This is a genomic window from Paenibacillus sp. 23TSA30-6 (genome assembly GCF_014858585.1).
GTDB lineage: Bacteria > Bacillota > Bacilli > Paenibacillales > Paenibacillaceae > Paenibacillus.
On the sequence record NZ_SLTL01000036.1, the window covers coordinates 1 to 21,430 of the forward strand.

Annotated in this window: 18 protein-coding genes and 11 tRNA genes; 27 read left to right on the top strand and 2 right to left on the bottom strand. The window is 47.9% G+C overall.

Annotated features, from left to right (window positions below; all coding sequences use genetic code 11):
* The first annotated feature begins 3 nt into the window (after positions 1–3).
* The 19 genes from E0698_RS23055 (at position 4) to yajC (ending at position 9,195) form a co-directional block, all read left to right on the top strand.
* A tRNA-Asn gene (locus E0698_RS23055) sits at positions 4–79 on the top strand.
* A gap of 3 nt (positions 80–82) precedes the next feature.
* Positions 83–174, top strand: a tRNA-Ser gene (locus E0698_RS23060).
* Positions 175–191: 17 nt separating this feature from the next.
* Positions 192–263 (top strand) — tRNA-Glu (locus E0698_RS23065).
* A 6-nt stretch (positions 264–269) separates the two neighbouring features.
* Positions 270–345 (top strand) — tRNA-Val (locus E0698_RS23070).
* 32 nt (positions 346–377) lie between these two features.
* Positions 378–454, top strand: a tRNA-Met gene (locus E0698_RS23075).
* A gap of 28 nt (positions 455–482) precedes the next feature.
* Positions 483–559 (top strand) — tRNA-Asp (locus E0698_RS23080).
* A gap of 28 nt (positions 560–587) precedes the next feature.
* Positions 588–663: transfer RNA gene (locus E0698_RS23085), tRNA-Lys, on the top strand.
* A 35-nt stretch (positions 664–698) separates the two neighbouring features.
* Positions 699–773, top strand: a tRNA-Gly gene (locus E0698_RS23090).
* Positions 774–778: 5 nt separating this feature from the next.
* A tRNA-Arg gene (locus tag E0698_RS23095) sits at positions 779–855 on the top strand.
* 13 nt (positions 856–868) lie between these two features.
* Positions 869–948: transfer RNA gene (locus tag E0698_RS23100), tRNA-Leu, on the top strand.
* A 7-nt stretch (positions 949–955) separates the two neighbouring features.
* Positions 956–1,029: transfer RNA gene (locus tag E0698_RS23105), tRNA-Pro, on the top strand.
* Positions 1,030–1,147: 118 nt separating this feature from the next.
* Positions 1,148–1,852 (top strand): BofC C-terminal domain-containing protein, encoded by a 705-nt coding sequence (locus E0698_RS23110; protein ID WP_192513029.1) that lies wholly within the window; start codon positions 1,148–1,150, stop codon positions 1,850–1,852.
* A 235-nt stretch (positions 1,853–2,087) separates the two neighbouring features.
* Positions 2,088–2,591: a crossover junction endodeoxyribonuclease RuvC gene (gene ruvC / locus E0698_RS23115; RefSeq protein ID WP_014282985.1), complete on the top strand. Its 504-nt coding sequence runs from the start codon at positions 2,088–2,090 to the stop codon at positions 2,589–2,591.
* Entirely contained in the window at positions 2,588–3,202 is a 615-nt protein-coding gene (ruvA, locus tag E0698_RS23120) for a Holliday junction branch migration protein RuvA (RefSeq protein WP_025681891.1), read from the top strand. Before ruvC ends, ruvA begins: the two co-directional genes overlap by 4 nt.
* A gap of 51 nt (positions 3,203–3,253) precedes the next feature.
* Positions 3,254–4,261: a Holliday junction branch migration DNA helicase RuvB gene (gene ruvB, locus E0698_RS23125; protein WP_025681892.1), complete on the top strand. Its 1,008-nt coding sequence runs from the start codon at positions 3,254–3,256 to the stop codon at positions 4,259–4,261.
* Positions 4,262–4,538: 277 nt separating this feature from the next.
* The gene (locus E0698_RS23130) at positions 4,539–6,632 is read left to right on the top strand and encodes a SpoIID/LytB domain-containing protein (protein WP_192513030.1); all 2,094 of its coding nucleotides are present in this window, start codon (positions 4,539–4,541) and stop codon (positions 6,630–6,632) included.
* A gap of 6 nt (positions 6,633–6,638) precedes the next feature.
* A complete protein-coding gene (gene queA / locus E0698_RS23135) occupies positions 6,639–7,667 on the top strand; it encodes a tRNA preQ1(34) S-adenosylmethionine ribosyltransferase-isomerase QueA (RefSeq protein WP_192513031.1) in 1,029 nt (342 codons plus the stop codon).
* A gap of 20 nt (positions 7,668–7,687) precedes the next feature.
* Positions 7,688–8,827 carry a tRNA guanosine(34) transglycosylase Tgt gene (gene tgt / locus E0698_RS23140; RefSeq protein WP_149093679.1) on the top strand — a complete coding sequence of 380 codons (1,140 nt, stop codon included), beginning with the start codon at positions 7,688–7,690 and terminating at the stop codon, positions 8,825–8,827.
* A gap of 35 nt (positions 8,828–8,862) precedes the next feature.
* Positions 8,863–9,195, top strand: coding sequence for a preprotein translocase subunit YajC (yajC, locus tag E0698_RS23145; RefSeq protein WP_192513032.1), 333 nt, complete (start codon positions 8,863–8,865; stop codon positions 9,193–9,195).
* A gap of 80 nt (positions 9,196–9,275) precedes the next feature.
* Here the strand turns inward: yajC and E0698_RS23150 are convergent, their stop codons facing one another.
* The gene (locus tag E0698_RS23150; RefSeq protein ID WP_014282978.1) at positions 9,276–9,665 is read right to left on the bottom strand and encodes a TIGR04086 family membrane protein; all 390 of its coding nucleotides are present in this window, start codon (positions 9,663–9,665) and stop codon (positions 9,276–9,278) included.
* Between the two features lie 206 nt (positions 9,666–9,871).
* Between E0698_RS23150 and E0698_RS23155 the strand changes: the two genes are divergently transcribed.
* Positions 9,872–10,651: a DUF421 domain-containing protein gene (locus E0698_RS23155; protein WP_134914575.1), complete on the top strand. Its 780-nt coding sequence runs from the start codon at positions 9,872–9,874 to the stop codon at positions 10,649–10,651.
* A gap of 5 nt (positions 10,652–10,656) precedes the next feature.
* Here E0698_RS23155 and spoVB read toward each other — a convergent pair whose 3' ends face one another.
* Entirely contained in the window at positions 10,657–12,231 is a 1,575-nt protein-coding gene (spoVB, locus tag E0698_RS23160; protein ID WP_192513033.1) for a stage V sporulation protein B, read from the bottom strand.
* A gap of 307 nt (positions 12,232–12,538) precedes the next feature.
* Between spoVB and E0698_RS23165 the strand changes: the two genes are divergently transcribed.
* The 7 genes from E0698_RS23165 to E0698_RS23195 all read left to right on the top strand — a co-directional run bounded on the left by E0698_RS23165 (position 12,539) and on the right by E0698_RS23195 (position 21,430).
* On the top strand, positions 12,539–12,796 hold the full coding sequence (locus tag E0698_RS23165) for a post-transcriptional regulator (protein ID WP_013311570.1): 258 nt from the start codon (positions 12,539–12,541) through the stop codon (positions 12,794–12,796).
* Between the two features lie 90 nt (positions 12,797–12,886).
* Positions 12,887–14,143 (top strand): protein translocase subunit SecD, encoded by a 1,257-nt coding sequence (gene secD / locus E0698_RS23170; RefSeq protein WP_149093680.1) that lies wholly within the window; start codon positions 12,887–12,889, stop codon positions 14,141–14,143.
* Complete coding sequence (gene secF, locus E0698_RS23175) at positions 14,133–15,050, top strand: protein translocase subunit SecF (RefSeq protein ID WP_149093681.1); 918 nt, start codon at positions 14,133–14,135, stop codon at positions 15,048–15,050. Before secD ends, secF begins: the two co-directional genes overlap by 11 nt.
* 133 nt (positions 15,051–15,183) lie before the next feature.
* On the top strand, positions 15,184–16,140 hold the full coding sequence (locus E0698_RS23180; protein ID WP_192513034.1) for a cation diffusion facilitator family transporter: 957 nt from the start codon (positions 15,184–15,186) through the stop codon (positions 16,138–16,140).
* A 34-nt stretch (positions 16,141–16,174) separates the two neighbouring features.
* Positions 16,175–18,571 (top strand): single-stranded-DNA-specific exonuclease RecJ, encoded by a 2,397-nt coding sequence (gene recJ / locus E0698_RS23185; RefSeq protein ID WP_192513035.1) that lies wholly within the window; start codon positions 16,175–16,177, stop codon positions 18,569–18,571.
* A gap of 69 nt (positions 18,572–18,640) precedes the next feature.
* Entirely contained in the window at positions 18,641–19,153 is a 513-nt protein-coding gene (locus E0698_RS23190) for an adenine phosphoribosyltransferase (protein ID WP_192513036.1), read from the top strand.
* Between the two features lie 219 nt (positions 19,154–19,372).
* The gene (locus E0698_RS23195) at positions 19,373–21,430 is read left to right on the top strand and encodes a methyl-accepting chemotaxis protein (RefSeq protein WP_337916444.1); all 2,058 of its coding nucleotides are present in this window, start codon (positions 19,373–19,375) and stop codon (positions 21,428–21,430) included.

Consider the following 21,430-nt stretch of genomic DNA (forward strand, 5'->3'; position numbering starts at 1 on the left):
TATTCCCTGATAGCTCAGTTGGTAGAGCACTCGACTGTTAATCGAGTTGTCACAGGTTCGAGTCCTGTTCGGGGAGCCATATGGAGAGGTGTCCGAGCTGGCCGAAGGAGCACGATTGGAAATCGTGTAGGCGCCAAAAGCGTCTCGAGGGTTCGAATCCCTCTCTCTCCGCCAGATATTATTTATTGTAAGGCCCGTTGGTCAAGCGGTTAAGACACCTCCCTTTCACGGAGGTAACAGGGGTTCGATTCCCCTACGGGTCATAATATGGAGGCTTAGCTCAGCTGGGAGAGCATCTGCCTTACAAGCAGAGGGTCGGGGGTTCGAGCCCCTCAGCCTCCACCATTTATTTCTTATATAGTATTCCCTAATATTATCGCGGGGTGGAGCAGTTCGGTAGCTCGTCGGGCTCATAACCCGAAGGTCGCAGGTTCAAATCCTGTCCCCGCAACCAATTAACTTTCTTAATGGAACATTGTTATGGAACTGTGGTGTAGAGGCCTAACATGCCTGCCTGTCACGCAGGAGATCGCGGGTTCGAATCCCGTCAGTTCCGCCATTTTTACAAAGTTATATTACCCTGTTGGGAGCCATTAGCTCAGTTGGTAGAGCACCTGACTTTTAATCAGGGTGTCGAAGGTTCGAGTCCTTCATGGCTCACCACTCATGAACTCATATGTCATGGATATCATTGTATTGCGGACGTGGCTCAGCGGTAGAGCATCGCCTTGCCAAGGCGAGGGTCGCGGGTTCGATTCCCGTCGTCCGCTCCATATTTGCGCCCTTAGCTCAGCTGGATAGAGCGTTTGACTACGAATCAAAAGGCCGGGAGTTCGAATCTCTCAGGGCGCGCCATTTAACTTCATAAGCCGGTGTGGCGGAATTGGCAGACGCGCGCGACTCAAAATCGTGAGGGAAACCGTGGAGGTTCGAGTCCTCTCACCGGCATGTATTTCGGGATGTAGCTCAGCTTGGTAGAGCACCTGGTTTGGGACCAGGGGGTCGCATGTTCAAATCGTGTCATCCCGATTCAAAAGGAAAGTCGCTTGAAGAAGCGGCTTTTTTTGTTGTATTTGTTGTCTTTTTTTGTATAAATCAGTAATCGTCAGGCCACAATAACACAAAAAGTGGGACGGAAGGGATTACTGTGAAGCGATTAAGCTGGAAAAAACAAATTAAACGACGCTGGAAGCAGTGGAGAAGAACGGTGTGGGCCTGTATTATTTTTGGATCGGCTTGTTTGCTGGCAGGTTTCGGTATTCTGTTTTTACGTCATATGCAAACTATGCTGTCACAGCCCCTCGCTACTACCGTTATGGCGGACGTTGATACGGAGGAGCCTTCACACACGAGTCCGGCCGAAGTGCATTCCTCACAGGTGCAGATATTGCAAAGTATCCGTGCTTCGGGCATCAGTAGGAAGACTCATTTGTTAACCACCTATGTGTGTGGCACAGAGACGCTTTCCTTGGGAACGTTAAGTTCGCAGCAGTTAGAGAGCTTGCTGAAGCAGCATCCCGATTGGAAGGGACGGTTAAATACCAGAGGCGAGGTGTGGCTGGAGCGTAAGGTGGAGGATTTGTCGGAGTTATGCAAACAGCACGCCTACATGGGTATGAGTATGGATGGACAACTTACTTTGTTTGAAGGGCCGCCTAAAAAAGAAAAAGTAATTCGGACTTTCTTCCAGCTGGATGTGGGATCAATGGAGACGACTCTGCCCGAGGGAGTGTATGAGCAGCTCCAGCAAGGAATCCGTGTGCAGGATATGAACGAATACAACAGTGTGATCTCTACTTTTAGTGATTTTGCAGTGGAACGAACACAGCGGGTATTGAAGCAGCAATATTGATTACATGCAAGAAAGAGGCGTGTAGGCTTTGCCCGGGGGGTGAGGCGTATAACGTCTCTTTTTTGTGTTGAACTTAGGATTAAACTTTTTACTCTATTAGATGCAAAGTTTTGTTATAATGAAATGAACGACACATATGTTCGCTTTGTTTAGCATTTGGCAATGATTATGGTTTTGATATTAAATCGTTGATGGCTAGTTAACGCCGTATTTTGGCGATAGGGGAGAGATTTTTTTGCGTTTTCTAGGAATTGATCCGGGTATTGCAATTGTGGGCTTTGGATTTGTGGACAAGATCGGCAGTAAGGTGGTTCCTGTTCAATATGGCTGTATCCAGACGGAGGCCCATACACCGGAAGAAGAGCGATTGCTTCATGTATATGAAGGCATGCTGCAATTGATTGATAAATATAAGCCTGATGCGGTAGCGCTGGAGAAGCTTTTTTTTAATCGTAACGTAACTACTGCGATGTCTGTAAGTCAGGCACGCGGCGTGCTGGTACTGGCTGCGAAGCAACGTGGTCTGCCTATAGGGGAATATACGCCTATGCAGGTGAAGCAGGCCATTGTAGGGTATGGAAAGGCTGAGAAGAAGCAAGTACAGGAAATGGTAAGAATGTTTCTGAAGCTTCAAGTCGTGCCCAAACCTGATGATGTGGCGGATGCTTTGGCAGTGGCTATTTGTCATGCGCATTCATATGGACTAAATTCAAAATTAAATGAGGTATTGCGAAAATGATAGATTTCTTGCGTGGTTCTGTGGCTCACTTGGAAAATGAATATGTCGTATTGGATGTACAAGGGGTCGGGTACCGGGTATTTTGTCCGAACCCGTATGCCTTTGCTAAAACAGAAGGGCCGATTGTCATCTATATTCATCATCATGTAAGGGACGATGCTACTTTACTGTTCGGGTTTGCGACTCGTGAGGAACAGCAGTTGTTTCGTAAGCTGATTGATGTATCCGGAATTGGGCCGCGTGTGGCGCTTGGTATTCTGGGAGGCGGTACGCCCACTCATGTGGTAACGGCAATCTATCAAGAGAACATCGCGTTTCTCACCAAGCTGCCGGGCATCGGTAAAAAGACGGCGCAACGTATGATTCTGGATTTGAAGGACAAGCTGGACGGCATCGGCTCAGTCGGGATTGCGACCGGATTGTTTGCGGAGCCTGTCGTGGAGGAAGGCGAGGGTTCCTATTGGAGCGAGGCACGAGAAGCACTTAAGGCGCTGGGCTACACAGATGCGGAGCTGGATAAGGTATGGAGCAGAATGAAGAAAGACGCGAAACCTGATGAATCTGCTGATATTTTGATGAAAAGAGCTTTGCAACTGTTGTTTGCCGGATAGGACGATGATGTCCATTAAAAGAAGTCTGGTGAAAAGGAGGAGCGATGGAATATGGATGACCGGATTATTTCCGCCAATTTGATGATGGAAGACCAGACGGCGGAGCTAAGCCTTCGCCCTCGTTATCTGAACGAATATATCGGGCAAAATCAGGTGAAAGAAAATTTGAAAATATATATTGAAGCGGCCAAGATGCGTAAAGAGGCGCTGGATCATGTGCTGCTGTACGGTCCGCCTGGATTGGGCAAAACGACGCTCGCCAATATTATCGCCAACGAGCTGGGCGTTAATTTACGCACGACCTCAGGCCCAGCAATTGAAAGACCCGGAGATTTGGCAGCGTTGCTGACCAATCTTCAAGAGGGCGATGTTTTGTTCATTGACGAGATACATCGCCTGCACCGTACGGTGGAAGAAGTCATGTATCCGGCAATGGAGGATTTTGCGCTGGACATTATGATTGGTAAAGGCCCGAGTGCGCGTTCAGTCCGTCTGGATTTGCCGCCCTTTACGCTTATCGGGGCTACTACGCGCGCTGGGCTGCTTTCTGCGCCATTGCGTGACCGATTTGGTGTCATTAGTCGGTTGGAGTTCTATACGACAGACGAGCTGGCCTACATCGTATCAAGGAACGCGGATATTATGGAGATTGAAATTGTCGGGGATGCAGCCGAAGAAATCGCACTGCGTTCACGGGGGACGCCACGGATTGCGAATCGGCTGTTAAAAAGGGTGCGTGATTTTGCCCAAGTTGCCGGAGACGGTATTATTCATTCAGAGTTGGCCGCAGAGGCGTTAAAGAGACTGCAAATTGATCCGCGCGGACTGGATGAAATTGATCATAAAATGCTTAAGGCGATGATTCATTCATTCCGTGGCGGGCCTGTGGGATTGGATACAATTGCAGCGACCATTGGTGAAGAAAGTCAGACGATCGAGGACGTGTATGAGCCATATTTGTTGCAAATCGGCCTTCTGCAAAGAACGCCGCGGGGTCGGATGGTCACTCCAGCGGCTTATGCTCACCTCGGAATTCCCATGCCAACGGATTCAAGGTGAGCAGGGAGTGTGTATTTTTATCACATGAGAACAGGCAGTAGCGGCTCTTACGGAGAAAAATGTAGCTGTGATTAGTTCTTAACGTGATTACACGGCTTTGACAAATATGACATTGCAGGACGGATGGTATGGAGAAAGAGAGTGCGTGAATTAAGATTTGAGCGGGTTCAAGTTTAGGCGTATTTCGCCGATGTATTAAAAGGGACAGGTATGAGTCAAGTTCCCGCCAAATCATGCAGTATGCGTGCTATGACAGCCAGAAATGGGGGAGCCAGCAATGAGTGAAAAAGCGTTGAATCAAAGCACAATTTTCGGCACATGGGCGGGTCGGGCCAAACGGGCAACAGCGGCTATAGTATTAGCTGTAGTTTGCCTGCCTTGGTCTCCGACTGTTCACGCCGCTACTGCCCAAGAGGATATTCGTGTAGTGATCTTTGCGGATCTGGGCAGCAAATATAAAGCGACTGTACCCGCTGTAACCTTGAAATCATCAGGGGGGCTGAGAGTTGGACAAAACAGTGGGGGTAGCTTTCAGTCTTGGACAGGACTTCCAGACAGTACGGCCCGTTTTAGTGTAGACAGCTATCGGGTGAAGGTACTGGAAGGAAATGAAGCGGCTGCGATAAAAGCAGCTCAAGCATTGCAGAAGACGAATGATAAACCGATGGTTTTTATTGGCTCGAAAAACGGTAGCTCTGTCTATCAGGTGTATGCAGGAATATATGCGAGTGAACAGGTGGCGCAGGCTGCTGTACAGCGTATTTCTACTGCAACCGGAGCACAGGCCGAAGTTACGGGGAACAAGCATTGGTCTACGGGAAACTACGGAAGCGAACAAGAGGCTAATCTCGTTCGAACGACGATTGCTGCCGCAGGTTTTGATGCTTTTACCGTCATTCAATCGAGAGGTCAATATGCTGTGTGGGTCGGAGAAGAGAGTAATGACAGCAAGTTGTCCGCTTTGAAAACAGAACTGGAAAGCAAGCAACCGCGACTTACGCTCTCTAAAGTCAACGCTACTCAAACCGGACTGATTGTGAGGCAGGAAGCAGGAGTAACGACAGGTTCTCAGGTGATGACTCATTACGTGCTGAGTGGTTCTGATAATAGCAAGGTTATGGTCAACGGAGGCAGCGATGGAATTCAAGTGGTCGAGAGATCACAGCGTACATATCGTGGCGACATGGAACTTGGCATGACGTCAGGACAACTGGCACTTGTTAACGAAGTGCCGTTGGAGCAGTATTTGTATTCCGTGGTAGGAGCTGAAGTCTATTCCTCGTGGTCGGCTGAAGCGCTCAAGGCTCAAGCGGTGGCGGCTCGCAGCTATGCGCTTGCCCAAGGCAATCGTTTTCAGATCGGGAACGTGGTGGATGGAACGTTAAGCCAGGCTTATAACGGCAAAGGCTCAGAGCATGCGAATGTTAGCGAGGCTGTAGATGCAACCGCTGGCGAAGTGATTAAAAGTGGTGGCAAGGTGGTCGAAGCTGTATTTTCGTCCAATGCGGGCGGCGTTACAGCGGATGCTTCCGAGGTGTGGAACAGTGGCGGCGAAGCGTTTGTTAGTATAGATAGCTCAGGGGATATTTCGGCGCAAAAAGGAGCACAGGAGTGGTATCACGTGCTTCTCTCCAGCGGAAAGACAGGCTATATCCGAGAAGATAACGTTAAGGAGCTGGAGGGAGTCACAGAGGCGGGGCTAGACAAGGTCACCGTGACTGCTGAAAATACCAATGTGCGTCCCATTCCTCAAATTCAATCAAACGTGACAGCAGTAGTCAAGGTACAACCAGGTGAAGAAATGATTGTATTGGAAAAGGTACCTCAATCTGGAGACTACGCATGGGTGCGGGGACCCTTTACGGCCGCTCAGCTTGTAAAATCCTTGCAAGGGAAAGTAACGGGCACAGCACCGTCCTCTATTGACCATCTCGATGTCACCAAACGCGGTCCGTCTGGGCGAGTGCTGGAGGTTGAAGCGAACGGGTCGCCTTTAAAGGTGAAATATCCCGATATGTATCGTTCAGCAATGGGCGGATTACCGAGCACGCTGTTTGATATTGCGAGTACCGGCAGTTATACTGTATTAGGCGCTGATGGGGCTACTACTCATGTAAATGGTGCACAGGGAACTACAATCCTGTCGGCATCAGGGAGCAGCACTTCCAGTGGTAACGGGGTGATCGTCATGAATGGAGATCGTCATGCACGCGTCATCGACAAAACGCAGAGCTTTATTTTTACAGGCAAAGGGAATGGTCACGGTTTGGGATTGTCACAATGGGGAGCCAACGGTTTGGCTGATCAGGGGTATGATTACAAGAAAATTTTGCAACACTATTACAAAAATGTGGATATAGTTAAGGACTGACAATATATGAACGTAAACGACTACGATTTTGAATTACCTGAAACATTAATTGCACAGACACCTTTGCTTGATCGAAGTGCTTCCAGATTACTAACACTGAGCAAGGATAGCGGTGAAGTGGGTCATCATACATTTTCAGATATTGTGCAGTATCTTCAACCCGGCGATACGTTGGTGCTAAATGATACGCGAGTGATTCCTGCACGCTTGTTCGGTATCAAGGAAGACACGGGAGCTAAGGCCGAGGTGTTACTGCTCAAGCGACTGGAGGGTGACCGATGGGAAGCATTGGTAAAGCCCGGCAAGAAGCTGAAAAAGGGCGCGGTTATCGTTTTTGGTGATGAGCTGAAGGCGGTCATTGAGGAAGAAGGAGATATGGGCGGAAGAGTGCTCTCATTCTCGTATGAAGGTATTTTTCAGGAGATATTGGATCGTCTTGGACAAATGCCGCTTCCACCGTATATCAAGGAGCAACTGGATGACCGTGAGCGTTATCAGACGATTTATGCCCGGCATGAAGGCTCAGCCGCAGCTCCAACCGCAGGGTTGCATTTTACAGAGGAATTGCTAGATCAAATTAGAGAAAAGGGTGTTTCCATTGCCTTTGTCACCCTTCACGTCGGTTTAGGAACGTTCAGACCCATGTCTGTGGATACGATTGAAGAGCATGTGATGCATGAAGAATATTACTCATTGTCACAGGAAACGGCAGATGTGCTGAATGAAACCAAAGCGCGCGGCGGAAGAGTCGTGGCGGTGGGGACAACCAGTTGTCGGACGCTGGAGACGGTGGGCAATACATTCGGTGACGGATTATTACAGGCCAGCAGTGGCTGGACGCAGATTTTTATTTATCCAGGTTATGAATTCCGTGTGGTGGATGCGATGATTACAAATTTCCATTTGCCTAAATCCACATTGGTTATGCTGGTCAGTGCACTGGCGGGCAGGGAGAATATTATGCATGCTTACCAAGAGGCGATTGACCAGGAATATCGGTTTTTCAGCTTTGGGGACGCAATGTTCATTTATTAATTAAGGATGGTAGAGAAAATATGGCACCAGCAATAAGATACGAACATATTAAAACCTGCAAGCAATCGGGAGCCCGTCTCGGGCGTGTGCATACTCCTCACGGTGTTATTGAAACACCAACCTTTATGCCTGTAGGGACACAAGCTACAGTTAAAACGATGAGTCCTGAGGAACTAAAGGAAATGGATGCTCAAATTATTTTGAGTAATACGTACCATCTGTTTCTTCGTCCCGGTCATGATATTATTCGTGAAGCGGGTGGGCTGCACAAGTTTATGAACTGGGATCGTCCTATTCTAACGGACAGCGGCGGGTTTCAAGTGTTTTCATTGAGTGAAATGCGTAAAATTACGGAGGAGGGCGTTCATTTTCGCTCTCATTTGAATGGAGATAAGAAGTTTCTTTCGCCAGAAGTGGCAATGGAAATTCAAAACTCGCTCGGCTCGGATATCATGATGGCCTTTGATGAATGTCCTCCTTTTCCGGCTGAATATGAGTATGTGAAAAAGTCGTTGGAACGCACCAGCCGTTGGGCGGAGCGCTGTCTGGAGGCGCATGCTCGTCCTCATGATCAAGGGTTGTTTGCCATTGTTCAGGGAGGGATGCATGAAGATCTGCGCAAGCAGAGCGCGGCGGATTTGACTTCCATGGATTTCCCGGGGTATGCTATTGGTGGACTGAGCGTAGGTGAACCGAAGCATTTGATGTATGAAGTGCTGGATTATACGCTTCCTCTGCTTCCCACTAACAAGCCACGCTATTTGATGGGCGTAGGTTCACCGGATGCTTTGATTGAAGGCGCTATCCGTGGTGTGGATATGTTTGATTGCGTACTTCCAACACGAATTGCTCGCAATGGGACAACGATGACCAGCCAAGGTCGTCTTGTCGTTCGCAACGCCAAATATGCAAGAGATTTTGGCCCGCTTGATCCGGCTTGTGATTGCTATACCTGTCGTAATTATTCACGTGCTTACTTACGACACTTGATTAAAGCGGATGAAACCTTCGGGCTCCGACTGACAACGTATCATAATTTGCATTTCTTAATTCAATTGATGCGCAATGTCAGACAAGCGATTATGGATGACAGGCTGCTTGATTTCCGCGATGAATTTTTTGAGCAGTACGGTCTTCATGATAATGATAAAGGCTTTTAAGTTTTAGGGGAGAGTATACGAAAGGGGGATTTAACATGTTTCATTTTGCTACAGCTGCTGCAACCGGTGGAACTGGAGGACTTTTTCAAATGATCTGGCCACTGGCGCTGATGTTTGTAATCTTCTATTTCTTGCTGATTCGTCCGAATCAGAAAAAACAGAAGCAGCGTTCAACGATGCTTCAAGCCTTGAAAAAAGGTGATAAAGTGATTACGATCGGAGGTCTTCATGGTACAATTGTGGAGATTACGGACGATGTGGTCGTTTTACGTGTGAATGATGTTACGAAGCTGACCTTTGACCGCAGCGCGATCAGCAATGCGATTGCAAAAGATACAGCTTCCGAGGAAGTTGTTTCCAAGTCATAGAATATTAGTAGTAACCATGCAAAAACCGAGCCTTTGAGAAGGGCTCGGTTTTTTGTGTTGTTTTGCCACATACATTTTGATTATCTGCTCAGGTTAATCCCAAACATCCCGCCCCCGGCTCCAATGATAAAGGCAATTCCCAGATGCAAAAGATCCTTGGCGTTCATGCCTGCATCCAGTGCCAGAAAACCGACCAGCAGCACGATTAGCCCATATAGGATGCCTGTAATACCGCCTTGATACCAGCCTTTGTTCGTGGATCTTTTACCAGCGACGAAGCCGCCAGATACCATGGCGAATGCATGAACGATGTACGTATACAACGATAAATCCTGTTCCTGCATCTGTGTCAGCCACAAGAGTAGCGAAAGGATAAATGCGCCAAGCAGCATCCATGCAAAAGCATAAAACAAGCCGGATAAAATGGGATGGGCCAGACGAAACGAACACCAGCGGCGAATGAGCTCCATTGATAATTCCTCCTGTACCAAGGTTTGAACTATTATAATTCTATGGCCAAGCCTCCCGGCTTAGTACCAAGTCGTAAGCAGTCTTTGTCTTTATTTCAATAATTTAACCTTTTGTTTTTTGTATGGTTGATATGAGGAACGGTCAGAATACGTGTACAATGAACGGCAAATGTCTTGTCGCAAGTACAGGAGAGGAGGCGGACATGTTGGGTCACGATATTTTTGCACTTATATTTCGAACGTTTCTCATGTACTTTATTGTATTTCTGGTTATGCGCTTAATGGGTAAACGGGAGATTGGAAAATTGTCTGTTTTTGACCTCGTGATATCCATTATGATTGCGGAAATCGCTGTATTCAGTTTGGAAGATATAGAGCGTCCGTTGTATGGAGGGCTGATTCCTTTGGGCGTGCTGCTGATTTTGCAGATCGGCATTTCGTATTTCAGTCTGAAAAGTCGACGACTGCGGCTGCTGTTTGATGGTAAGCCCAGTGTGTTGTTTTCCAACGGACAGGTAAATAAGGAAGAAATGCTGAAGCAACGCTACAATTTAGATGATCTGCTGTTACAACTTCGGGAACAAAATATCGAAGGCTTGGACGATGTAGAATATGTTATTTTGGAAACGACAGGTAAGCTCACGGTCATACGTAAAGATGATAACGTTGAAGATAGTGAATCTGAAAAGCAGAAACAAAATTTAGGACAAACGAATTTGACAAACAATGATCAACAGGTGAATAAAGTCCATCCTTCGCCTCAAATCGGCGGGAAGTTTAGATATGAAGGCCTTCCCATTCCGTTGATTATGGATGGCAAGGTGCTGGATCGAAATTTGGAGCGTATGGATATGAACCGTTTTTGGCTTAAAAATCAGATTCAAGCTCAAGGTCATAAAGATTTTAAGGATGTTTTCTTGTGCTCGGTTAACCATAAAGGCGATGTATATATTACACCACCGGCCTTTGGGGAATCCTCGGATTAAACCTGTTATGCTTTAAACCATCTTCTTAGGATGGGGATACGGGTGAGATTGTCCCAATCAATCATTTTGGTCAGAGTCATCAGAAAAAGGTACAGAATAATGCCCAAGCCTGCGGCAAAAAGAAATTGCAGCCACATTTGATCGAAAACCGTTAGATGTCTGTAAGCATATAAGACCGTAGCCGCCATGATAATCATGCCCACACCGGTTTTCCAGAAATCAAGCAACCGCACACGAAACCGAAGCAGTCTGCTTACACTGAAGCCATGCAAAAGGGTGACTATGGTACTGTTGATACAAATAGCGATGACAGCTCCATAGATACCGTATTGAGGCTGGGAAGCAAGCCAGACAATAAGCGCGATTTTGATAACGGCTCCGACAAAGGTATTGAATAAGGCACTTCCGGGACGATCCAGAGCCTGAAGTGCTGCCTGAAGCGGGGCCTGAATGTACATAAAAAGAGCGAAGGGAGCCATGAGCTTAAGCATGCCCGCAATGTCGCCATTGTTATAGAGTAACAGGCACAGAGGCTCTGCCAGTACGTACATGATGACAGCAAATGGGGCTCCTGCAACCAAAGCAAGCCGGAGGGATTGATGCAATCGTTTATGAATGGCTGTGATTTGTCCATTGGCAGCAGCTTCGGATAAGGAAGGTACAAGGGAAACAGCCAGCGAACTGGTGAGGACACCGGGTAGTAATAACACAGGAATGACCATACCCTGCATAGCCCCGTATTGGGCGGTTGCCACTCCGGTGGCAATACCTGCTACGGCCAGACTGCGCATACATAGAATGGATTCAAGCAAATAGGACAACGACCCCACAAGTCTTCCGGCTGTTACGGGAACCGATATAGACAGAAGTCGTGACAACACAGACGGTTGTTCGGAATGAGCTGCTGAAGGTGAAGATACCTCCGGTTGTAGGGGTACATGATCTTTTCGCTGGTTCCATTTGTATTGCCATAGAAGCACAATCATGCCGATGAGTTCACCCGCCAGTGCACCGAGCATCGCCCCTGCAGCAGCGTAGGCCACGCCATGCGGAAGGAGCAGGTAAGCAAACCAGATGACGCAAAAAATGCGCATGACAGTCTCGGCAATGGAGGAGCTTGCGGACGGAATCATATTTTGTTTCCCCTGAAAATAGCCTCTGTACGCAGAGGAAACAGCAACAATGACAATCATTGGACTCATGCTGACAAATGTATAATATACACGGCTGTCTGTCAGCAGGTGGCTTGTAATCCAGGGGGCAAATAGAAGACAGAGCGCCATGGCAAGCAGGCTGAGTGTAACAGTGAAGCGCAGGCTGGTGTGCAAAATACGCCGTGACATTTCGGGTTGACCCGCAGTTTCAGACTCGGCTACCAGCTTGGCTACGGCAAGCGGTATGCCCCCGGTAATAAGGGTTACCAGCACGATAAAAAAGGGATACCCCTGTTGGTACAAGCCGACTCCTTCGGGACCGATAATACGCGGGAGCGCGATTCGCGGAATAAAACCCAGCAGCCGATTGATAATTCCAGCTGCTAATAAAATAATTGCTCCATGGATGAATGTCTGCTTTTTCAATCGCAACTCCCTCTTCCCCAAAAATGAATTCCGCGTCTATGTGTTACTGTAAAAGATATGCCGGACCTGTCCATGTTCATGACAAGCTTTTCCGACTGAAAGCAGATGGATCAGGACAACAAGAGGGGGAGTGGTGAATTCTGCTATTGACGATCGAAATGAATGCATATATTGTTGGTTTACGGCTATTTTCGACGAAAAAGAAGGGTTTTCCAGGATCAGGGCAGAAATGTTCTATAAAGCAGTCAATAACCCCGCTAATTGCTGATCTGCGGAACCGGAGTCGCTGGGAGGAGGAACGGCCATCGTGGGTATGGAAGAGCTGGATGAGCAGGATTGGGATGACGCAATTGAGATGCTGTGTCAAAGCAAGGCGGACGAGTTGATTCTCGTAGGCTATGAGCATGTCACAAGCAAGGACGTGTGGAATTGCGTCAGCCATAAATATGAAAAGGAGGGTATTCCTCCGCTGCACAAGCTCGTTAACGATATACTTTCCCTTAAAGCGACGAGCTTTATGAACTATTTGACAATGTCCGCATTACGGGGCTCCACTTTCGAATAGAAGGGGGTCTTTTTTTGCGTTCAAATTGACTGCTTTTTGAGGGGTAGCTATAATAGGAATATTGAGAATGAAAGGGGAACATGGGACGGAATGAAGAGAATTCTAAGTTTCATCGTGGTCGTGCTCATAACCACTGGTGTTATGGTCGGGACAAGCCCGGGCCTGCTGAACAGTTTAAAACTAGGCCTCGATTTAAAGGGAGGCTTTGAAATCTTATATGAAGCCCAGCCTTTGGAAGCCGGGCAGAGTGTAACCAGCCAGTCTCTTATACAAACAGCTCAAAGTCTGGAGAGACGGATAAACGCGCTTGGTACAACTGAGCCGGAAGTAACAACGGAGGGTAGCAACCGTATTCGTGTACGGCTTGCTGGTGTCTCCAATGAAGCAGAAGTCCGCTCCATGCTGAAAAAGCCTGCCGAGTTGACCTTCCGCAGTGCAACGGCAGCGGATGCCAAAAAGCCGGGCCAATACAGCAAAATTGAGCTTCGCGGTAATGATTTTGTGGAGAATGGCGCTGTTGTCGGCTTCGACCAACTGAATCAACCTGAAATTAGTATCAAAGTGAAAGACAAAGCCAAGTTTGCAGAGATTACAAAGCGACTTCTTAATAAAGAGTTGGCTATTTTCCTGGATCAGGAATTGCTCTCCGCCCCTACGGTACGTGGAGAACTGACGGATGGCAGCGCATCGATCACAGGTAGCTATACTCGTGATGAAGCGAACAAGCTGGCCGATACGATTAACCTGGGTGCACTCCCGCTCAAACTGACGGAAAAATATTCTCAGAGTGTAGGTGCTACGCTGGGTCAACTGTCACTGGATCAAACGATCCGTGCCGGTTTGATCGGCTCGATCATTATTCTGGTATTTATGATTGCGATGTTCCGTGTACCGGGACTGGTTGCCAGCTTCTGTCTCATCGTTCATACCTGGGTGGTGCTTGCGATCTTCTATTTGGGCGGTTTCGTGCTTACGCTTCCGGGTATTGCAGCCTTCGTGCTCGGGATCGGGATGGCGGTCGATGCCAATATCATTACGTATGAACGGATTAAAGAAGAAATCAAGTCAGGCAAAACGATTCGTTCTTCTGTCATTGCAGGTAGTAAGGCCTCGTTCCGTACCGTTATGGATGCCAATGTTACGACAATTATAGCAGCAGCGGTTATGTTTGGTCTGGGAACAGGCTCCGTTCGAGGATTCGCTCTGGTGCTCATCGTTGATATTGTCACCAGTATTTTGACGAATATCTTCTTCTCCCGCTTCTTGCTCAATCTGCTGGTTAAAGCGGATGCTGTGAAGAAGCCCAAGTATTTTGGTGTGAAGGAGAGTGATATTAGTGCGCTTTAATTGGGACTATAAATATATCAAGATGAGCAAATGGTTTTACACGTTCTCGATTATTATCACGCTGCTTGGTATTTTGAGCTTGTCGATTTTCGGTTTGAATTACGGTGTTGATTTCCGTTCCGGTTCCAATGTGGATGTCAATCTGACCAAAGCAGTTACACAGGAACAGATTCAAACTTTGCTGGACAAGAAGGGTATTGGCAAAGAGGTGGATTATACGCCGGGTAAAGAGCGCTTTGGTATTCGCTTTTCGCAGGTGTTGACGGATCAGCAAGTGAATGATTTTAAAACATCTTTCAATAAAGAGCTTGATCCGAAGGCTTCCTTTGAGGTTAATACGGTAGATACGGAAATGGCGCAAGAGCTGGAGCGAAATGCAATATGGGCGATTTTGTTAGCCTGTGTAGCCATTGCTGCTTATATCTCGATCCGGTTTGAATGGCGGTTTGCCATCGCAGCCATTGTTTCGCTGTTGCATGATGCCTTTCTCGTTATCAGTATTTTCTCGATCTTCCGACTTGAGGTGGATTTGACCTTTATTACAGCAATTCTGACGATTGTCGGCTTCTCCATCAATGACACCGTCGTTATTTTTGACCGCATTCGGGAAAATTTACGATTTGCGAAGAAGAAGTCCAGGGACGACTTGGAGCAGGTGGTCGATCACAGTATTGCACAGACAATGACTCGTTCACTTGCAACGGTGTTTACTGTGTTTATTGCCTCCTTGTGCTTGTTCATTTTTGGCGGCGAGTCGATTCGGATGTTCTCGCTTGCGATGGTTATCGGTTTGTTGTTTGGTGCTTATTCTTCCATCTTCATTGCCAGCCCGCTGTGGGTGGCCTTGAAAGGAAAACAAAAGTCTCCGGCAGCTGGCGGTGGTGCGGCCAAGACTGCAAAGTCTTAAAATTACGCTTGACATCAGCAGTATGAATTAAAGAGAAAGCCGCGTCTGTATGGGCGCGGTTTTCTAAGGTTTGGAGAATTTGAAATGGAGCATTACCGGGGAATTGTCAGTTCAGGATTGAGGGGGATACGTTGTGAATAGCGAACGCAGCCGATCATTGGAAACTGCGGCGTGGAGCGGGATTATAGGTAATCTTGCACTGGCTGTTCTAAAGGGAACCGTCGGTTATGCGGCAAACAGCAAGGCGTTGATGGGGGATGCGCTGCACACGGCTGCGGATAGTGCTTCTCGTTTGCAGGAGCTTTTGTTCTCCAAAGGTGCAGCAGAGCATGGTATACTGGCACGGTTGCGGAACGGTGAAAAAGTCCGAACTGTGATATCGGTGGTACTGGCTATATTGGTGCTGATGAGTGGCCTTCAGTTGGGCATATTGGCTGTTCGCTCTTTAAGCAGCCCAGAGCCACAGGCACCAGGTCTGTATGCGCTCATTACCGCCTTCGCTGCTTTGGTGCTGAGAGAGGCGCTGTTTCAGTTTCAATACCGCTACTCCATTAAACACGGTCATAAGGTCGAAGCAGATTTGTACGCTAATCATGAACGGTACTCGCTTTATGCGTCGCTGATTGCACTGATCGGTATGATTGGGGCAATGACAGGCGAAGCGATGGAGTGGCCTGCATTATTATACCTTGACCCAACTGCTGCGCTGCTGGTAGCCTGTCTGGTGTTACGTAAAGGATATCTGATGGTACTGAATACCGCCTATCCGGCTCCTGCACAACCTCTGCGTGAGGAAGACTCACAACGCTTCATGGAGACGATTCAGCGGGTGCATGGTATCGTAACAGTTGAGCATCTGCATGCGCAGGAAGCAGGTCTTTTTATAACTGTGGATGTAACCATTAGCGTGAATCCCCGGATTACGGTGCAAGAAGCGCAGGAAATTGCTGATCGGGCAAAAAATCTGCTACTGGCGCGGTTTCCGCAGGTGACCCATGTACAGATGCAGTTCGTTTCTTATCAAGCCGGGTATCCTTACAAGTCTAATCATGAACTACCGGATAATGATGTGTCGTCCCTGCTGCAATAATGGCAGGACGACTATGAAAGAAAGGTGAATAGGATTGCTTCATTCGCAGTACCGATGGAAGACCCCGGAGGTTAACCTGAAGGCGGCTCAGCCGTTGACGGAAGAGCTGGGGATTTCACCATTGTTGTCCCGGCTTTTAGTGAATCGGGGTGTCACTACGGCCGGGGAAGCAAACCGCTTTTTGTACGGAAGTGCAGATGACATACACGACCCTTTTCTGCTCCTGGGCATGAAAGAGGCAGTGCCGAGAATCCGTCAGGCGCTGGAGCGTGGCGAACACATATTAATTTATGGTGATTATGATGCGGACGGGGTATCCAGTACGTCATTGATGATTCAGCTTATGCGCTTCCTGAAAGCTTCGTATGATATTTATATTCCGCACCGATCCAATGAGGGATATGGACTGCACAATCATGCCCTTGATTGGGCTAATCAGCAAGGGGTTACGCTGGTCATTACGGTGGATACGGGAATTAGTGCAGTAGAGCAAATCGCTTATGCGGCAACCCTGGGCATAGATGTTATTGTAACTGACCATCACGAGCCTCCTGCTGTGCTGCCTGAAGCGTATACACTGATCAATCCGAAGCTGCCCGGCTGTCCATATCCATTTAAGGGCCTTGCTGGTGTTGGTGTGGCTCTAAAGCTGGCACAGGCGCTGCTGGGTGAAGTTCCCGAGGAATGGTTTGAAATTGCTGCTATTGGTACGGTAGCCGATCTGATGCCGTTATATGGTGAGAACCGGACGATGGTACGTAGAGGGATTCAGTCTATGAGAAGCTCTGCGTTTCCAGGTATCCGAGCGTTGCTCAGTGTAGCGGGCGTGGATATGTCTACAGTGACTTCAGTCAACATCGCATTTGCTCTGGCTCCCCGGATTAATGCCAGCGGACGCCTGGATCATGCAGGACGGGCGGTCTCCCTTTTGACGACAGAGCAGGAGGAGGAAGCGGATCAGCTTGCGCATGCGCTGGATTTGCTCAATCGGGAGCGTCAGCAAGTGGTTGAACGTATTGTGGAGCAAGCCGAGCAGCAGTTGACAGCCAAGCTGAATGGAGGTACGCTCCCGTCTGTCATCGTATTGGCTGGTGAAGGCTGGAATGTAGGTGTCGTGGGGATTGTGGCCTCCAAGCTGCTGGATCGCTATTATCGCCCAACCATTATTCTTGGCATAGATGCAGAGACAGGCATGTGCAAAGGGTCTGCCCGTTCTATTCCGGCCCTGGATATTTACAGTGCTCTGACAGACAGTCATGACTTGATGGAGCATTTTGGCGGTCATCCTTCGGCTGCGGGTATGACGCTGTCTCGCGACAATCTGGCGGCGTTTGAGGAACGGCTAAATCGCTATGCCGCTTCCATTCTGACGCCAGACAATCTCGTTCCTGTAGCCGAGGCAGATATGGTTTGTCGTCTGGACGAGGTATCTGTACAGGTGGTTGAAGAACTGGAGTTACTTCAACCCTTTGGTATGGGGAACCCTACTCCACGTTTCGTGTTACAGGGTCTTCAATTGCGTGAGGCTCGTAAAATGGGGCGTGAGAAGAATCATGTGAAGTTGCTATTGGAGCAGAACGGATTATCGCTGGATGCGATTGCCTTCCGGCGTGGCGATCTGGCTGATTTTTTGCAGCAGCAATCCGAGCTGGATCTGCTGGGCGAACTGTCTGTTAATGAATGGAACGGCAAACGCTCTCTTCAACTGATGATGCAGGATATCCGTGTACAGGCTCCGCAAATTTTTGATTATCGGGGAGTATCAGACCCTTTTGCCGAGCTGGAGCGGGGGCTTAAGATTTTTCATCCTCGTATAGAAGAACGAAAAAATGACGTTGCTGTTGTGATGCATCCATCGTCCAGGCTTCGTCCGTCTCGTTCAGTGAACGCCGAATCCATATGGGTATATGATAAGGAGAGCGGCGTTACTCCCGGTGATGATCGAAGGGATACGCAACACTCTGTAAAGTCACTGTTCGTGTTGGAGCCACCGGATACGCCAGAGCAGTTGCAGGCATTGTGGTCTACGTTTGAAGATGTGGAGAATGTGTTTCTTCTTCATTCGGTCAGTGAACGAGGCGGTCGGCTCGTCAGCCCGGACAGGGAGCTGTTCAAGCGTATTTACGTTGTGCTTTCCCGAGTAGGGACGCAGCCTGTGGACGAAAAAGCAATGCTGCCTGCCCTTAGCCGCCAATGCTCCTGTTCAGTACGAATGCTATCTAAAGTGCTGGACATTTTCGAGGAGCTTGAGTTTATAACGCGTACAGAAGGGCGATTCTGTTTTGTGTCCAATCCGCCCAAGCGGGATTTAACGGCTTCTCCACGGTATCAGGAATTGCATGATATGGCTGAAATGGAGCGTTATTTGCTGGATGCGGATACAACCCAGATGACAAGCTGGATTATGTCGCTTATGAAGGGTGCGTCTTGAGGCATAGCCTCAAAGCTGATGAAATAGGATGGATATACTAATTAGAAGTTTACAGTAGGAGGAACTAAGTTGGACTACAAAGAATATATTCGGGTGATTCCCGATTTTCCACAACCAGGGATTAGTTTTAAGGACATTACGACCCTGATGAAAAATGGAGAACTGTACCGCAAGGCAATCAATGATATGAAGGAATTGGTATCGGATTTGAAAATTGATCTGATTGCAGGTCCCGAAGCACGTGGATTCGTTGTAGGTGCGCCTCTGGCTTATGCACTTGGTGTTGGTTTTATTCCCATCCGTAAAAGTGGCAAGTTGCCTGGTGAGACTATCGAGGAAGCATACGGTTTGGAATACGGCAAGGACATGCTGGCTATGCATACGGATGCAATTGAGTCGGGACAAAATGTTTTGATTGCGGATGATCTGCTTGCTACAGGTGGAACCATTGCTACATCAGTGAATTTGGTACGTCAGCTTGGTGGAAATGTGGTAGGGGCTGCTTTTCTTATAGAGCTGTCTGATCTGAATGGACGGGCGAAATTGCCTGACGTAGATGTGTTTACGCTGATTACGTACTAAGCGTCTAAAGCCGAGGTTTTCCCGGGAAATATTTGAGCATCAATAACCTAAATAGCTCGATGGAACTTCTCTTTTCTTAAAGAGTTGCTCCATCGGGTTATTTTTGTTTAGGTGTGTTTTTGGTTGGGAATGTAATTTACATAAACTTTCAATTCATTTACGGAAATCGTTATAAATAATTTGAACAAAATGTCGATAAACAGTTGAAAAGGGGCAGGGGTGGTTATATTGCGTACGATTCAATTTAAAAGCTTACAGGCACGAACATTCTCTACCTTGGTTCCTCTTGTACTTCTGACTTTGATTTTAATCAGTTTATTATCTTACTTTTTTGCCAAGCAAAAGCTGGACGCGGAAATTAGTCAGAATGCTACCCATTCTCTGTCGGGAGTTAAAGCGGATATTACAGCTAATGTGGATCGGCATGCTTTACTGGTCTCCATGCTGGCCAAGAGTGCAGAACAGTTGGGGACAGGAACGAAGATTGATGATTATGGACATTTGTATGAACAAGAGCTGGCATTGAATGATATGACCTATGGTCTGGGTGTTTTTTTCGCCAAGGATGCGTATGAGCCTGATACGACATATCGATCCAATTATGTGTATAGAGATGGTAAACAAATGAAGCAAACGACTGAATATAATGACCCCCAATATAACTATTTAACAAAGTTGTGGTATACAGGGGCTGTTGAGCGAGGTAAAGATATAAACTTTACGGAGCCTTTTTACGATTCCAAAATGAAAGTAAATATGATTACTGCCGGAAAAGCATTTTATGACCGAACAGGTAAGCTGATGGGTGTCATTACGGGTGACTTAAGTATGGCGAGTATTCAAGCCTATATCGAACGGATGAAATTTGGTGCTCAAGGAAGAGCGGTTTTGATGGACAAGAATGGAGCGATCCTGTCATCGGGGCTACAATCCATAAAAGCAGGTGAGCCGCTAACAAAGGTGTTGACTGCGGAGGCGGCACAAGCTATCCAAAACGGTGCTTCCGGGCAGATATCCGCGTCCATCGGGAATGAGGATTATCGGATATTGTATGATACAATTTCGCAAACCGGTTGGAAAATTGGGGTGCTGCTGCCGATTTCGGAGCTGAATCGTCCTGCGAACGAAATGCTTAAGCTGCTCCTTATCGTTAGTGCTATCGGAATCCTATTGATTATGGGGGCTTTGCTGGTTAGCAATTCGGGAATGGTCAAAGAAATTAAAAAAATAATGCAGATGACGAATCGCATGGCCATTGGAGATTATACAGTTAAGGTATCTCATAATCGTAAGGATGAGTTTGGTCAAATGGCAGAGGGAATCAATCAGGTGATTGCTGCTACAAGGGAGATGGCAAGTCGCTTGAGCGAAGAATCCGGCGTGATTACGACGGTATCTTCAACCATTTCCCGAGATATTTCCGGCGCCGCTGAGGATGCGAAGTACAATGCTGACGAGCTGGCTCAGGTAAAGGAAGGCGCTGAACAACAGTTGGCTGCTGCGGCAGAGAGTGCGACTGCGATGGAGGAAATGGCTGTTGGTGTTCAACGTATTGCCGAATCCATACAGGAGGTATCTGAAGCCACCACAGGCATTGAACATAAGGCACATCAAGGAAATGAACGTTTGACCGAGGTCACCCGAGGAATGCGCAAAGCGAAGGTATCTATGGATGAAGCAGGCAAGGTAGTAGGTTCGTTGAATGAACGGTCGGCTCAGATTGGCAGCATTATCGGGATCATTCAGGAAATTAGCGGGCAGACCAAGTTGCTGTCGCTGAATGCTTCCATTGAGGCCGCACGTGCGGGTGAACATGGACGTGGATTCGCCGTTGTGGCTTCGGAGATCGGCAAGCTTGCCGTAAATGTTAGCCAGTCTGCGGAGCAAATTACAAGCCGAATCCGGTCCATGCAGGAAGAAACGAAATTAGCAATGGAAGGAATGCAACAGGGCACTCTGGAGATGGATGAAGGAGTGGCAATTTTGCAGGAGGTCGAGCAGCGCTTTGCTGCAATGAATCAAGATATCCAGCAGGTTGCGATTGAAGTGCAGGAGGTCTCATCGGCCTCGGAGCAAATGTCAGCAGGCTCAGAGGAGGTTGCAGCATCTATTAGTTACCTTGCCGATATTGCGAAAGCTTCTGCTGAACGTGCTGGGCAAGCCTCGAAACGGTCCGAACGGCAACTGAAAGCGTTGGAAGGTCTGGATAGCTCAGCCAAGTCGCTTACAGGCGTTTCTGATACGCTCAATCAGGTGGTATCCCGTTTTCGTGTGTGA